Source organism: Nocardioides ultimimeridianus (genome assembly GCF_054777895.1).
In genome coordinates this window covers 79771-93018 of sequence record NZ_BAAHAB010000023.1, presented here as the reverse complement: position 1 = coordinate 93018, position 13248 = coordinate 79771, and the positions used below count along the sequence as shown (strand labels likewise).

Below are 13248 nucleotides of genomic sequence, written 5' to 3'. Positions count from 1 at the left end.
ATGACGCTGCGCATCGCGCTGCTCATCGACGCGGACAACGCGCCCGCGGGCAAGGTCGGCGACGTACTCAACGACCTTGCGCGGTACGGCGAGTGCAGCATCCGCCGCGCCTACGGCAACTGGACCAAGTCCGAGCTGAAGGCGTGGATCGAGGAGCTGCACGAGTCGGCGATCCGGCCGATGCAGCAGTTCGACCTGACCAAGCAGAAGAACGCGGCCGACATGGCGCTCGCCATCGACGCCGTGGAGCTGCTGCACTCCTCGCAGCCCGACGCGTTCGCGATCATGTCCAGCGACTCGGACTTCACCCCGCTCGTGCACTACCTGCGGGAGAAGGGCCGGGCTGTCTACGGGTACGGCCGGGCGAACACGCCCGCGCCGTTCAAGAGCGCCTGCACGCAGTTCACCATCGTGGACCAGCTCGGCAAGGGCTCCGAGACCACGGCGGCCGAGCCGCCGAGGACGATGCCGACCAAGCGCACGCGGAAGGCGCCGACCAAGGCGGTCGAGCCCGCCGCGACTGTGGCCGGTCCCGAGCCGGACGAGGCGAAGCCGACCCCCGAGCGGGTCGACGGCAAGGCGCTCAAGCGCGACGCCCGGCTGATCAAGCTGCTGCGCAACGTGATCGAGTCCGCCGCCTCGGAGGAGGACGGCTTCGTGCGGGTCAGCACGGTCGGCCAGCAGATCCGCAACCAGTCGTCGATCGACCCCCGCAACTACGGCTACGCCACCTGGACCAAGCTGCTCAAGGAGATCGACCTCTTCGAGCTGCGCGACGAGGGCACCACAACGGTGAGCGTGCGCGACAGGCGGTCGTGAGCTCGGAGTAGGTCTGGGCTTCGGGGCTGGTCGGGGCGGCCGCACCTTAGCTCGTCGTCACCCGCAGTCAAGGACGCCTTCGGCGCCGCTGCGCGGTGCCTTCGGCCTCCTTGACTGCGGGTCCCGGACGACGAGCTGGACGGCGCGACAACGGCACGGGCTTCGCCCGCGCCGCCGCTTCGCGGCCGCCAGGGCGGTTCGTCTTGTGCCGCGGGGCCGAGATCGCCTGCGTGGGCGATCTTCTACTGCGAACCCGTGCCCGCACTCGTCGAGGGGGTCGCGCAGGGCGCTACGGACGATGGGTCACCTGACCCGTCGTCACGAGCGGCATCCGACCATGCGCCCCGGGGCGTCTATGTCCGGCGGTGGAACCTGTAGTCGCCGGTGGCGAGCTTGGTCATGTCGTAGCGGGTGTCGTGGGCTCGGTGATGGTGGTGGGAGCAGAGCAGTACGCCGTCGGCGAGGTCGGTCCTCCCGCCCTCCGACCACGGCTTCAAATGATGTGCTTCGCACCAGGCTGCGGGGATCGCGCACCCTTCCGCACGGCAGCGCTTGTCGCGGATTCGCATGGCTTTGCGTTGGGGTGGTTCGAAGAGTCGGCGGGATCTGCCGAGGTCGAGGGGTTCGGACTTCCCGCCGAGGACGACGGGGATGATCTTCGCGGTGCAGGCGAGCCGCCGTGCCTCACTGGCGGAGATGGCGGTGTCGCCGAGCATCGCCGAGCCCAGCTCGTGGGTGAGGGTCTCGAGGGGGATGGTGACCATGACGGTGGTGGCGTCGCCACCGTGGTCGGGGAGTCGCTTGGGGTCGAGTAGTTCGAGGAGTCGGCAGAACGCCTCGCCCCTGTTCCGGGATCGGGTTTGGGTGACCCTCGGGGAGTCTTGGGCTTCGAGGTAGGTGAGGGCTCGTTCGGAGACGGAGTCGGGGAGGTCGCAGATCCAGCGGGTGATCCCGTTCCCGCGTTTGCGGATGCGGATGGCGACCTCGTCCCGTGCGGCCTGTTCCTCGCGTTCGAGCTGCTTGCCGAGCTCGGCTTCGGCGATGTCGGATGCGACGACTTCGAGGATCTTGGTGCCGAGCACCTGAAGGTCCTTCGGGTCATAGATCGCGGCCAGCTCGATCAGGTGCGCCTCGGCCTGGGCCCGGACCGATTGGTCGACGGCGTCGGACAGCTTGTCGACCGACCGGATGATCACCCTCGCCTGGGCCTCGTTCACCGCGCCTTCGCGCATCGCGGCCGCGGTGAGCGGGTGAGCCTCGAGCGACTCGGCCAGCCGCAGTTGGGCGCGGCCGGCGGAGGAGGTGATGCGGGTGGTGTGGGCGAGCCAGCAGCCGGCGTCACGGGACCCGTGCTCCTCGGCCACATCCGCGGCTGCAGCGAGGACTCGGAGCTCCAGCTCGGCGAGCTGGGCCTTGACCTTGGCCAGGTCGGTCAACAAGTCGGCTTTGTCGCGAGTACGGAGGTAGTCGGCCGGCATGTCCGCGACTGCCGCGAGGTCGTTCTGAAGAGACCGCGCGCACGCGAGGATCGGGTGCAACGACACCGTTCCTGCGACCATGAGGAGCTCCCCGAGACGGACTGATCAACTACCTCTCATAGTACACCTGTTCGAACGCCGGTGGAAGGCTTCGACGAGAGTTTTCCCAGGTCGGGACGGGTTTGGTGGGCGGCCGCGAAGCGGCGGCGCGGGCGAAGCCCGTGCCGACTCCGCGCCGTTCAGCCGCCCGGTAAGGACCCGGGGTCAAGGCCGCCGCAGGCGCCGCGCAGCGGTGCGAGCGCAGCGAGCAGCCTTGACGCCGGGGACCGGGCGGCTAAGGTGCGGCCGCCCACACCAACCCCGAGAGTGCCCACCCGCCCAGCACGGTTGGGGCCCGACCCGCCCCCCGGGTTACCCTCAGGTCAACATTCATCACGCCCGTGGTGGGGGAAGCCGGTCCGAGTCCGGCGCTGACCCGCAACCGTGGGCCGTGTTCATCGGGGGACACGGCGAGCCGGAGCACCTGGCACGGGACGTCCTGGCACCAGCGCTGTCGTGGAACGCAGCGGGTCGGGCGGCCGCAGAGCCGCAGCCCGCTGACTGCAGCGGGAAGGATCACCATGCTCCTCCGTCCGATGCGGAAGTACGCCGCCGCCGGCCTCGGCAGCGCCGTGCTCGCCGCCGGCCTCACCCTCGTCGCGCCGTCCGCGGAGGCCGTGACCGCCCCGGCGCCCGACGACGCAGCGATCTCCTGGCTCACGCGGCAGCTCGGCTCCGACAACCTGGTCGACGGCAGCCTCGGTGCGACGATCGACTTCGGCACGGCGCTCGCCCGCCACGGCGGAGACCAGGCGACGATCGACCGGATCAAGTCGGCCGTGGACGCCGGGATCAGTGGCTACGCGACGACCGGTCTCGCCGCTGCCCAGGCGGCGGTCTTCTACGACCTCGCCGGCGTCGACCCGACCACGGTGGACGGCGACCTGGTCGCCAAGGTCGAGACCGCCATCGACGACACGACCGGTGTCATGCCCGAAGGCGGCTACGAGGGCGGCTGGTCCCAGGGCCTGGCGGTCCAGGCCCTCAGCGCGGGCAAGGACTGGACGTGCTCCTGCACGGAGTGGGACAAGGCGGTCGCCGCGCTGGTCGCCATGCAGAACTCCGACGGCGGATGGGACAGCGGCTCGGTCTCGACCCCCGACGACACCGCCGACGCGTTGATGGCACTGATCCCGCTCGAGAACTCCGCGACGCCCGGCGTCGACGACGCGATCACCAAGGGCATCTCCTACCTGACGTCCACCCAGCAGAGCAGCGGCGCCTGGCTCGCCTTCGGCTCGGAGAGCGGCAACTCGACCGGACTGGCCGCCCAGGCGCTCCAGTTGCACGGGGACACGGGTCCGGTGGCGAAGGCCGCCGTGTGGCTCCGCCGCCACCAGGTCTCCGGCTCCGCGTGCGACCGCAAGCTCAGCACCCAGGCCGGTGCCGTCGCTGCGAGCGACTCCGCGCTGGCGAACGGCGAGACGGACGGGCTGACCGACCCGTACGGCTACGACTGGTACGAGGCGACGATCCAGTCCTTCCCGGCCATGCAGGTCCACGCCGCGTCGACCGCGCCGCTCGCCGTCGCTACCCGCTGGGTGCGTGCGGGAGCGACCCAGCCGGTCGCGGTGCAGGGGCTCGTCAACGGCCAGCGGGGCTGCCTGTCGCTGATGGGCAAGAACCGCGACGTGGTGGGCGTCAGCGCCACCAGTCACCAGTTCGCGTTCCCGGCCGGAACCCGTTCCTACAAGGCGATCCTCAAGGTGGCCGGCGCGACCGCGGCGAAGACCGTCGTCGCCCTGGCGCCGAAGACGCTGCCCGTCAGCGTCAGCCGGCCCACCATCGCCAAGGGCGGCTCGGAGCGGGTCGTCGTCAAGGGCCTGTACCCCGGTGAGCGCGTCAAGCTGACCTACAAGGGCGTCGTCGTCGCCTCGGGCTCCGCCACCGCCGAGGGTTGGTTCGGCGCGAGCCTCAACGTGGGCCGCAGCGCCGGCACGAAGACCGTGTACGCCGTGGGCCGCTTCACCACCCGCAAGGGACAGACGTCCTTCACGGTCCGGTGATGGCAGCACGCACCGTCGGCCTCAGCCTGGTCGCCGCGCTGGTCGCGGCGATCGGGCTGGTGGGCGTCTCGGCGCGGGTCGCGCACGCGGCCGGCGGGTGCGCCTACGACACCGGGATCATCGTCGTCGTCGACTACAACGGCCTCGGCGGCTACCAGGAGCGTAAGGGCTGCGACCCGGTCGACGGCCACTACGCCGAGACCAACTTCAACGCGGCCGGGTTCACCCTCGGCGAGCTGACCACCGGCGGCATGGCCGGCTACGTGTGCACGGTCAACGGGCTGCCGAGCGACCACGACTGCACCCAGTCCGACGCCTACTGGAGCCTGTGGTGGTCCGACGGCAAGGACGGGACCTGGCACTACGCCAGCCAGGGCGTGAAGTCGCTGAAGGTCCCTGCCGGTGGGTACGTCGGGTTCTCGTGGGACACCCAGTCCGGCAACAACCCGCCCGGGGTGGTGCCGACGCCACGGCAGGCCAAGCCCACGCCGACCCCGACCCCCACCCCCACGGCGGCCCCGACCCCGCACCATCACCACCACGCCGTGGCACCACCCGCCTCCGCGACCACCACGGCCGCGCCGACGCCCACGGCCGCCACGACCGCGACGTCGGCACCCACCACCGCGACGCCCAGCCGCGGAACGAAGCACGCCGACGTGCCGCCCACGACGCACGCCCCGCTCCCGAGCGACACCCCGAGCCTGCCCACCATCGACCAGGTGGCGGCCGGCCCGCCACCGGACGTCCCCGCCGACAAGAGCAAGGGCCCGGCCACCTGGATCGCCATCGGGCTCGGTGTCGTGGTGATCGGCGCGGCCGCCGCCGTACCGATCCTGCGGCGACGTCGGGGCTGACGTGAGCAGGGTGCCGCGCGACCTCCACCCGGTGGCCTGGTGGTGCTGGGCGATCGGGCTGGCGACGTACGCCTCCTTCCTCACCAACCCGGTCCTGCTGCTGATGCTGATGGCGGTCGCGGCCGTGACCGTGCTGACCTGCCGGTCGGACCAGACCTGGGCCCGGTCCTTCCGGCTCTACCTGTGGCTGGCGGTCGTGGTGGTCCTCACCCGGGTGCTGTTCGCGATCGTCCTCGGCACCAGCAGCGCAGGGCACACGATCCTGCCGCTGCCGCAGGTCCCGCTGCCGTCCTGGGCGGCCGGCATCACCCTGCTCGGCCCGTTCACCCGCGAGGAGCTCCTGGTCGCGCTCGACGACGGCCTGCGGCTCGCGGCCATCCTGGTCGCCGTCGGGGCGGCGAACGCACTGGCCAACCCCAAGCGCCTGATGCGCTCGCTGCCTCCCGCGCTCTACGAGATCGGCACGGCGATGGTCGTGGCGATCACGGTCATCCCGCAGCTCGCCGACAGCGCCGCCCGGATCCGCGCCGCGCAGGCCCTGCGCGGCGGACCGACGGGGAGGTTCCGCCGGATCCGAGGCGTACGCCGGACGCTGGTGCCGATCCTCGAGGACGCCTTCGAGCGCTCGCTGTCCCTGGCCGCCGGCATGGACGCCCGGGGCTACGGCCGGGCCGGTCAGGCGACGGCCAGCGAGCGCCGGCGGACCGGTGCCCTGCTCATCGCCGGGCTGTGCGGGGTGGCCGTCGGCGTCTACGCGATGCTCGACCAGACCGCTCCGCGGCTGCTCGCCGTGCCGATGCTCGTGCTCGGTGTCGGCGCGGCCCTGGTCGGCTTCGTGGCGGCCGGGCGCCGGGTCCACCGGACCCGCTACCGCGCCGAGCGGTGGACCGCCATCGAGACCGCCGTCGCCCTGAGCGGGCTCGCGGTCGGCGTGGCCGGCTGGCTGGTGCGCCACACCGACGTCGCCGTGGCGCAGCCTCCCGTGGACGCCTGGCCGCCGGTCACGGTCGCGGCGGTCGCGGCGCTCCTGCTCGGCCTGCTCCCGCTCTGGATCGCCCCGCCGCCGCTGCGCCGCCTCACCGCGACCCCCGCGCCCCACCCGCAGGCGGTGGCCGCCTGATGCTCGAGCTGCGCCACATCACTCTGAGGTACGCCGACAGCGCGCGACCGGTCCTCGACCGCATCGACCTGCGGATCGACCCGGGGGAGCTGATCGTCCTCGGCGGCCCGACCGGGGTCGGCAAGTCGACGCTGCTCGGCGTGGTGGCCGGCCTGGTGCCGGCGTACACCGGCGGCCGGCTGAGCGGCGACGTACTGCTCGACGGGGAGTCGATCATCGACCTGCCGGCTCGCGAGCGCGCGCACGCGATCGGCTTCGTCGGGCAGAACCCGCCAGCGTGGTTCGTCACCGACACCGTCGAGGAGGAGCTCGCCTTCGGCATGGAGCAGCTGGGCCTGGCGCCGGCCACGATGCGGCGCCGGGTCGAGGAGACCCTGGACCTGCTCGGCATCGCCGACCTGCGCCACCGCGACCTGCGCACGCTCTCGGGCGGTCAGCAGCAGCGCGTCGCGATCGGCACGGTGCTCACCACGCACCCGCGGCTGCTGGTCCTGGACGAGCCGACCTCGGCGCTCGACCCGACCGCGGCCGAGGACGTCCTGGCCACGATCACCCGGCTCGTCCACGACCTCGACGTCTCGGTGCTGGTCGCCGAGCACCGGCTGGAGCGGGTCGTCCCGTTCGCGGACCGGATGGCGGTGCTCGACGGCTCGGGCACCCTGCGCGCCGGCCCGACCGCGGCGATCCTCACCGACAGCCCGGTCGCGCCGCCCCTGGTGGAGCTGGGCCGGCTGCTGGGCTGGGACCCGCTGCCGCTGACCGTGCGGGAGGCGCGCCGCCTCCGCCCCGACCTCCCGGCACCCCCCGCACCCCCCGCACCCCCGGGTCGTCAGGTTGTGACCGGCCCAGGGGCCGCCCACAACCTGACGACCCGGGTGGAGAGGGTGACCGTCCTCCACCACCGCACCCCGGCACTGACCGACGTCAGCCTGGAGCTCGCCGCCGGCACGATCACCGCGCTGATGGGCCGCAACGGCGCGGGCAAGTCGACGCTGCTGTGGACCCTGCAGGGCCGCCACGTCCCGGCCACCGGCACCGTCCGGATCGACGGCCGCGATCCGGCGACCCTCAAGCCGCAGCAGCGGCGTACCGTCGTCGGGCTGGTGCCGCAGACGCCCGCCGACCTGCTCTACCTCGAGACCGTGGCCGAGGAGTGCGCCGCAGCGGACGAGGCTGCCGGCGCGACCCCGGGGGCGTGCGCCAAGCTGCTCGACACGATCGCCCCCGGCATCCCGGGCGAGACCCACCCGCGCGACCTCTCCGAGGGCCAGCGGCTCGCCCTCGCGGTCGCCATCGTGCTCACCGACGCCCCTCCGCTGCTGCTCCTCGACGAGCCCACGCGAGGCCTGGACTACGCCGCCAAGCGGGCCCTCGCCGACGCCCTCCAACTGCTCGCGGCCGGCGGCCGCACCGTGTTCGTGGCGACCCACGACGTCGAGTTCGTCGCCCAAGTGGCCGACCGGGTCGTCGTGCTGGCCGACGGCGAGGTCGTCTCCCAGGGCCCGGTGCGCGAGGTGCTGGCGGAGTCGCCGGCGTTCGCGCCGCAGACCACGAAGGTCCTCGGCCCGGGCTGGCTCACCGTCGACGAGGTCGCGACCGCCCTCGAGGGGGCCCCATGAGCGCGATCCCGCTGCGGCTGCGCTCCGGCGTCGTGCTCGCCCTGGTCACCGTCATCGGCCTGATGATGCTGGGCTGGCCGCTGATCCTGCGCACCGACCCGAGCAGCCCGCGCGTCGACCCGCCGTTCCTCTTCCTGCTGCTCCTCCCGCTGCTGCTCGCGGTGGTCCTGGCCGAGCTGTCCGAGGGCGGCATGGACTCGCGCGCGCTCGCCATCCTCGGCGTCCTGAGCGCGGTCAACGCCGCCCTGCGCGGCTTCAGCGCGGGCACCGGCGGACTGGAGCTCGTGTTCTTCCTGCTCATCCTCGGTGGCCGCGTCTTCGGCCCGGGCTTCGGCTTCCTCCTGGGCTGTACGTCGCTGCTCGGGTCGGCCCTGCTCACCGCCGGCGTCGGTCCCTGGCTGCCCTTCCAGATGCTCGTGGCGGGCTGGGTCGGGCTGGGCGCGGGCCTCCTGCCGCGCCGGCCCCGCGGGCGGGCCGAGATCGTGCTGCTCGTCGGCTACGGCATCGCGGCGGCGTACCTGTACGGGCTGTTGATGAACCTGTGGGGCTGGCCGTTCATCGCGGGCCTGGCGATCCCCGGGCACGACTCGAGCCAGATCGCCTACGTCCCCGGCGGCGCGCTGGTGGAGAACCTGCGCCGCTTCCTGGTCTACACGCTGCTCACCTCGACCGGTGGCTGGGACACCGGCCGCGCGCTCACCAACGCCGTCGCGATCGCGGTGCTCGGTCCGGCGGTGCTCACCACGCTGCGCCGCGCGGCCCGACGGGCACGGGTCGACCGGGTCGACCGGGTCGACCGGGTCGAGCCGGTCGAAGCTGTCGAGTCGGTCGCCTAGGGCTGGATCCGCAGCAGCCGGTCGTCGCCGGCGGGGTGCTTGCGGCCCTCGGTGTTGCTGGTGCCGAGCCACAGCTGACCGTTGGGGGAGAGGGCGACGATGCGGAGGGCGCCGTACTTGCTGGGGTGCTTGCCGCTGCCCGCGAAGTACGGCGTCGAGTCGCCGACCGCGCCGCTGTCGACCTTGACCCGCCACAGCGCCTGGCCGCGTACGCCGGTCAGCCACAGGTAGCCGCCCACGAACGCCAGCCCGCCCGGCGTGGCCCGCGACGGGGCCCAGGTGACGGAGGGGCGGATGAACCTCTTCTTGCTCCCGCCCGCACCCTCGTGGACCGGCCACGCGCCGTTGCTGCCGGGCAGCACCCGGTTGAGCTCGTCCTGGCTGGGGCCGTCGTCGGTGGCCCACAGCTGGCCGTCGCCGTCGAAGGCGAGGCCCAGGACGTCGCGGAAGCCGCGCGCCCAGACCTGGTTCTTGCCCGGGTTGCCGGGCGCGCCCGAGCCGTCGCCGGCGATCCGCAGGATCTTGCCCGCGAGCGACTTCTTCGACTGCGCCAGCTGCGGCTTGCCGGCGTCGCCGGTGCCGACGTACAGGTAGCCGTCGGGGCCGAACGCCAGCTGCCCGCCGTTGTCGTGCGCGCCGCGCGGGATGCCGGTCAGGACGTTCTTGCCCCGGCCCAGGCCCGCGTCGGTGAGCGGCATCTGGACGATCCTGTTGTCCTTCTTCGTCGTCTCGTAGAAGTAGAGCGACCGGTCGGCGTCGAAGGTGGGCGACACGGCCACGCCGAGCAGACCGCCGTCGCCCTTGGTGTTGAGGCCCTTGATCCTGCCGAGGTCGGTGACGGTCGCTGCGCCGCCGTCGTCACCGGGGTTGAGCAGCAGGACCCGGCCGGTGGTGCGCTCGGTGACGACTGCGACACCGTTGCTGAGGAAGGCGATGCCCCACGGGGTGGTCAGCTTCGAGGCGGCCGTGCCGATGACGTCGGGCACGCCGTCGAAGGTCGCGGGGACGCTCTCCGCCACGGTCGGCACCGCCGTCATGGACGGCGCGACGGTGATCGTCACCGCGTTGCCGCCACACCCGCTCAGGGTGGTGAGTACGCCGATCGCGGCGACCGCCGCCGCGGTGCGGCCGAACCGCATCAGGCGTCCACCCGCTCGAGGAACTCCAGCAGCAGCTCGTGCACCTTGTCCGGCTTCTCCAGCTGCAGGAAGTGCGACCCGCGCAGCTCGATGTAGTCGGCGTCGGCGAGGCGCTCGGCGGCGCTCGCCATGTCCCGGGCGCCGGCGAGGACGTCCCAGGAGGCGGCGACGAAGCGGCACGGCACCTGGATCGCGCTGAGGCTGACCCGGGCGTGCCGGGACGTGGAGATGGCCAGGTGGGCGTACCACTCGACCGGGGTGGTGCGGAACTCGTCGAGCCCGAGCGCCACGGCCTCCGGGTCGGCCACGGGGAACATGAAGCCGCTGTGGCTGATCAGCCGGACCGCCTTGGCGCCGATGGGCAGCCGGGTCGTGATCGGCGTGGCCAGCCAGCCGGCGTACTTCGCGACCCGGCAGACGTTGACGGTGAGCGCGCGCGCCACGAAGTGCGGCAGGTGCAGCGGGCCGAGCATGGTGGCGAAGGTGTCGCCGGGCACCCCGCACATGGCGAACAGGCCGGCCACGCGCTCGGGGTGGCGGTACGCCATCTCGAACATCGTGTTGACGCCCATCGACCAGCCCATCAGGACGGCCCGGTCGATCCCGAAGTGGTCCATCACGGAGAGCCCGTCCTGGACGAAGTGCTCGATCTCGACGTGGCTGTGGTCGGCGGGGCGCTCGGAGCCGCCCACGCCGCGATGGTTCCACGACACGACGCGTACGCCGCAGGACGGGTCGAGCAGCTTGGGCCACATGTAGGCGTTGGTGCCGAGGCCGTTGCACAGCACGACCGTCGGGCCGTCGATGACACCGGCCGGGTCGTTGGTCCAGGCCCGCAGGAACGTGCCGTCGTCGGACAGGATGTCGCGGAAGCCGAGGTGGGCCTGCTCCGCCTGCGCGGCACTCGTCGGTTCTGTGGGCATGGGCTGATTGTGCCCGATGCTCAGTCCCGGGGCGGTGTCGTCGCGTCCGTCGCGCGCGTGGCGCCGATGCTCGCCACCACGACGCACACGATCGCCAGCCACTGCACGGGACGCAGGTGCTCGCCGATGATGACCAGCGCGGTGAGTGCGGCGGCGGCGGGCTCGAGGCTCATCAGCACGCCCATCGTGGCGGTCGGGACACGGCGCAGGGCGGTGATCTCGGCGCTGTAGGGGATCACCGAGCTGAGCATGCCGACGGCGACGCCGGAGAGCACGATGTGCGGCTCGGTGAGGCGGTCGCCGATCCGCAGCAGACCGGGCGTCAGCAGCACGGTGGCGATCAGGCTCGCGACCGCCAGCCCGTCCAGGCCCTGCCAGTGCCGGCCGGTCCGGGCGCTGAGCAGGATGTAGCCGGCCCAGGCGGCGCCCGCCAGCAGGGCGAGGGCAGCCCCCGTCCAGTCCCAGCTGCCCCGCTGCGCTCCGAGGAGTACGACGCCGGCGCCGGCCAGTCCCGCCCAGACCAGGTCGCGGGGCCGGTGGGACCCGGCCACCGCGAGCGCCAGGGGTCCCAGGAACTCGATCGTGACCGCGACCCCGAGAGGGATCCGGGAGAACGACTCGTAGATCGCCAGGTTCATCGTGGCCAGGCAGATCGCGAACCCGACGACGGTCAGCCAGTCCTCCCGGCTGCGCCCGGTCAGCCGCGGCCGGGCGACGAGCAGCAGCACGACCGTGCTCGTGACCAGCCGCAGCCACACCATCGCGCTCGGGCTGATCTCGTCGAACAGGCCCTTCGCGAACGCGGCGCCCGCCTGCACCGAGACGATCCCGACGACCACGAGCGCGAGCGCCGTGCCCAAGGAGGGGCGATGGGTGCGGACCGACACCCGATCACCCTAGGGTCAGCCGTATGGCGTCCTTCTCCCACTCCCGCGAGACCGTCATCGCGGCCCCGGCCACCACGATCCACGCGCTGATCGCCGACTTCCACGAGTGGCCGAAGTGGTCGCCCTGGGAGGACCGCGACCCCGCCCTGCAGCGCACCTACGACGGCGAGGGCGTCGGGGCGACGTACCACTGGAAGGGCAACAGCAAGGCCGGCGAGGGCACGATGACCTTCACCGCGATCTCGGCCTCGCAGATCGACGTCGGCCTCGTCTTCGTCAAGCCGTTCCGCGCCAGCAACGAGGTGTCCTTCGAGCTGGTGCCGGTCGAGGGCGGCACCCGCGTCACGTGGACCATGGGCGGCGACCGCAACCCGCTGTTCGCGCTGATGGGGCGGCTGTTCCTCGACAACGCCATCGGCAAGGACTTCGACAAGGGCCTGGCCCGGCTCAAGGCCGTCGCCGAGCGGACCGACACCGCGTGACCGCTCCCCGTCGCGCTCGTTGAGGGTCACATGCGGAGGCGATGGGTGGGGGCAGGGCTTGCCGCGTTCCTGATGGGGACGCTGCTGGTGGGATCGCCGGTGCACGGCGCGACCTCCCAGCTGCCGGTGAGCTACAACTTCCTGCAGAACACCTTCGCGGTGAACACCGCCGCGTCCGCGCCCGGGGAGAACGACTGGACCTGCCGCCCGACCGCGGCGCACCCCCGCCCGGTGGTGCTGGTGCACGGCACCGGCGGCAACGCGGCGACCAACTGGGCGACGTACGCCGCCCTGCTCCACAACAAGGGCTACTGCGTCTTCGCGCCGACCTACGGCGTCGCGTCGATCGAGACCTCCTCGCCGGTGAAGTTCGGCGGGATGAACGCGATCGCGTCCAGCGCGCGGGAGCTGAAGGCGTTCGTCGCGAAGGTCCTCACGGCGACCGGCGCCCACAAGGTCGACCTGATCGGCCACTCGCAGGGCACCTACATGCCGAACTACTGGGTGCGCTTCCTCGGCGGCGCGCAGTACGTGCACGACTACATCTCGCTCGCGCCGCTGTGGAAGGGCACCGGCACCTCGGTGGCCGGCCAGCTGAACCTCGCCGGGGCGCCCTACGGCTTCACCTCCGACGCGATGGTCCCCGTGTGCGCCGCCTGCGGGCAGATGGTCACCGGGTCCGCCTTCGCGACCAGGATGACCTCGGGCCGGGTCGCCGCGTCCGGCGTGCACTACCTCAACATCTCCACCCGGTACGACGAGCTGGTGCTCCCGTACTCGAGCGGCCAGCTCTCGGGCTACGCCAACATGCGTAACGTCGTGATCCAGCGCTACTGCCCGACCGACCTCACCGAGCACTTCGAGATCGCCTCGGACCCGAACGCGGCCGCGCTGGTGGTGGCCTATCTCAACGGCAACACCCTGCCGGCGCAGATCGCGTGCCGGACGGTCCTGCCGTTCAACGGGTTCGTCTCCTAGGCACG

12 protein-coding genes and 1 riboswitch are annotated in these 13248 nt (G+C 72.4%); of the genes, 8 read left to right on the top strand and 4 right to left on the bottom strand.

The features are described 5' to 3' along the window. Entirely contained in the window at window positions 1-819 is an 819-nt protein-coding gene (locus ACYU8V_RS21060; protein WP_460850195.1) for an NYN domain-containing protein, read from the top strand. Between the two features lie 353 nt (window positions 820-1172). Here the strand turns inward: ACYU8V_RS21060 and ACYU8V_RS21055 are convergent, their stop codons facing one another. After that, window positions 1173-2378 (bottom strand): HNH endonuclease signature motif containing protein, encoded by a 1206-nt coding sequence (locus ACYU8V_RS21055; RefSeq protein ID WP_460850194.1) that lies wholly within the window; start codon window positions 2376-2378, stop codon window positions 1173-1175. Between the two features lie 343 nt (window positions 2379-2721). Beyond that, window positions 2722-2842, top strand: a riboswitch (cobalamin riboswitch). A 75-nt stretch (window positions 2843-2917) separates the two neighbouring features. On the opposite strand from ACYU8V_RS21055, the gene ACYU8V_RS21050 reads away from it, so the two are divergent. From ACYU8V_RS21050 to ACYU8V_RS21030, 5 genes are read left to right on the top strand one after another with little or no spacing between them, the layout of a single operon-like run. Continuing rightward, on the top strand, window positions 2918-4402 hold the full coding sequence (locus ACYU8V_RS21050) for a prenyltransferase/squalene oxidase repeat-containing protein (protein WP_460850193.1): 1485 nt from the start codon (window positions 2918-2920) through the stop codon (window positions 4400-4402). After that, window positions 4402-5259, top strand: a complete 858-nt coding sequence (locus ACYU8V_RS21045) for a hypothetical protein (protein ID WP_460850192.1) — start codon at window positions 4402-4404, stop codon at window positions 5257-5259. The genes ACYU8V_RS21050 and ACYU8V_RS21045 overlap by 1 nt, the downstream gene beginning before the upstream one ends. A gap of 1 nt (window position 5260) precedes the next feature. After that, complete coding sequence (locus ACYU8V_RS21040) at window positions 5261-6379, top strand: energy-coupling factor transporter transmembrane component T (protein ID WP_460850191.1); 1119 nt, start codon at window positions 5261-5263, stop codon at window positions 6377-6379. Continuing rightward, window positions 6379-7998 (top strand): ABC transporter ATP-binding protein, encoded by a 1620-nt coding sequence (locus ACYU8V_RS21035; RefSeq protein WP_460850190.1) that lies wholly within the window; start codon window positions 6379-6381, stop codon window positions 7996-7998. Before ACYU8V_RS21040 ends, ACYU8V_RS21035 begins: the two co-directional genes overlap by 1 nt. Then, complete coding sequence (locus ACYU8V_RS21030) at window positions 7995-8834, top strand: ECF transporter S component (RefSeq protein WP_460850189.1); 840 nt, start codon at window positions 7995-7997, stop codon at window positions 8832-8834. The genes ACYU8V_RS21035 and ACYU8V_RS21030 overlap by 4 nt, the downstream gene beginning before the upstream one ends. On the opposite strand, the gene ACYU8V_RS21025 is transcribed toward ACYU8V_RS21030, so the two are convergent. The 3 genes from ACYU8V_RS21025 to ACYU8V_RS21015 are packed head-to-tail and all read right to left on the bottom strand — an operon-like array spanning window position 8831 to window position 11783. After that, window positions 8831-9973: a PQQ-dependent sugar dehydrogenase gene (locus ACYU8V_RS21025; protein WP_460850188.1), complete on the bottom strand. Its 1143-nt coding sequence runs from the start codon at window positions 9971-9973 to the stop codon at window positions 8831-8833. The two genes, ACYU8V_RS21030 and ACYU8V_RS21025, sit on opposite strands and share 4 nt — an antisense overlap. Beyond that, on the bottom strand, window positions 9973-10896 hold the full coding sequence (locus ACYU8V_RS21020) for an alpha/beta fold hydrolase (RefSeq protein ID WP_460850187.1): 924 nt from the start codon (window positions 10894-10896) through the stop codon (window positions 9973-9975). The genes ACYU8V_RS21025 and ACYU8V_RS21020 overlap by 1 nt, the downstream gene beginning before the upstream one ends. A gap of 20 nt (window positions 10897-10916) precedes the next feature. Then, window positions 10917-11783, bottom strand: a complete 867-nt coding sequence (locus ACYU8V_RS21015) for an EamA family transporter (RefSeq protein ID WP_460850186.1) — start codon at window positions 11781-11783, stop codon at window positions 10917-10919. 23 nt (window positions 11784-11806) lie between these two features. Here ACYU8V_RS21015 and ACYU8V_RS21010 point away from each other — a divergent pair, with 23 nt between their 5' ends. Together ACYU8V_RS21010 and ACYU8V_RS21005 are read left to right on the top strand one after the other, a co-directional pair. Beyond that, window positions 11807-12265 (top strand): SRPBCC family protein, encoded by a 459-nt coding sequence (locus ACYU8V_RS21010; RefSeq protein WP_460850185.1) that lies wholly within the window; start codon window positions 11807-11809, stop codon window positions 12263-12265. 45 nt (window positions 12266-12310) lie between these two features. After that, window positions 12311-13243 carry an esterase/lipase family protein gene (locus ACYU8V_RS21005; protein ID WP_460850184.1) on the top strand — a complete coding sequence of 311 codons (933 nt, stop codon included), beginning with the start codon at window positions 12311-12313 and terminating at the stop codon, window positions 13241-13243. The last annotated feature ends 5 nt before the right edge of the window (window positions 13244-13248 follow it).